The organism is Acinetobacter chengduensis (genome assembly GCF_003664645.1).
Lineage (GTDB): Bacteria > Pseudomonadota > Gammaproteobacteria > Pseudomonadales > Moraxellaceae > Acinetobacter > Acinetobacter chengduensis.
In genome coordinates this window covers 1-1,100 of the sequence record NZ_RCHC01000065.1, presented here as the reverse complement: position 1 = coordinate 1,100, position 1,100 = coordinate 1, and the positions used below count along the sequence as shown (strand labels likewise).

The 1,100-nt window shown below is 33.5% G+C and carries 1 protein-coding gene; it reads right to left on the bottom strand.

Going from position 1 to position 1,100, the window contains the following annotated elements; all coding sequences use genetic code 11:
- Positions 1 to 81: 81 nt before the first annotated feature.
- Complete coding sequence (locus D9K81_RS18210; RefSeq protein WP_121524034.1) at positions 82 to 612, bottom strand: helix-turn-helix transcriptional regulator; 531 nt, start codon at positions 610 to 612, stop codon at positions 82 to 84.
- Positions 613 to 1,100 lie beyond the last annotated feature (488 nt).

Here is a 1,100-nt window from a genome sequence, read left to right as displayed (position 1 = left end):
TTTATAGCATAACTTTTTGAAATATAAAACTATTTATTTTGCATTTCGTATAAGCACCATTATGTTAAATAGGATAAATATTTAGTTAATAACTCCTGTGTTATGTCTTTTAAATACCTGATATTTATAGTTAGAGTCTAGCCATAAGTGCACCATTTTAGCTGACCAATGTGGTGACAAACCATTTTGTAAGTAACAGATTGGCTCAACAAACTTTCGACCACCGTAGTATTCAAGTCCCATCCTAAGTTTTTTTAATCTTGGTTTTGTAATATCTAACTTTTCACAAATATCTGTTATAGATAAAAGACCATCATCCTTAATATCAAAATTCCAGCTTGAAGAAATTTCGTGAATAACTTCACCTTGCATATTCTTTTCTTTATTAAGCGTTTTAATCCACTCATTAATACTTGAGGTTAGCCATCTTGGAGCTTTGGTGCCATATACGTAAATAAAGCATCTAGGAAATCCATTTTTTGTAAATCCTCCCATTTTTTGTGCTTCAGAGTTCCATCGGCGAATAGTTCTAATGGAAACACTTAACTTTTGAGATAATTCCTGAATAGAGATTAAAGGCTTTTCTTCAATTAAATCTAATGTGTTACTCATTACATAACCTCTTTATTTTTTATCAGTATAAATTACGTACCTTACGTTTGTCCTCTACGTCCCCTGCGTTTGTCCTCTACGTCCCCTACGTTTGTCCTCTACGTACCTTACGTTTGTCCTCTACGTCCCCTGCGTTTGTCCTCTACGTCCCCTACGTTTGTCCTCTACGTCCCCTGCGTTTGTCCTCTACGTCCCCTGCGTTTGTCCTCCACGTACCTTACGTTTATGATCAATTAGAGTTCGATTTTCAGATTAGCCTTAAAGTAATGCAAAAATTAAAAAAATTAGGGAAAAAGCTTATTTTAGTTTGGGAATTTGATTAATTATTTTCAAGTATTTCTAAAATTAACATAATACACGTTATACGAATTCCCAAGGCATGGCTTTTAGTCATGCTTTTTTTATCAAAAGACTATACCTGAATGATAGCGAGCCAAATCGCATACAATATCTATCATTAGACTTAATGCAATAATTAAATGATAGTA

Excerpts from the sequence above, each read along its gene's own strand:
- D9K81_RS18210 (WP_121524034.1), bottom strand. The coding sequence starts at position 612 with ATGAGTAACACATTAGATTTAATTGAAGAAAAGCCTTTAATCTCTATT.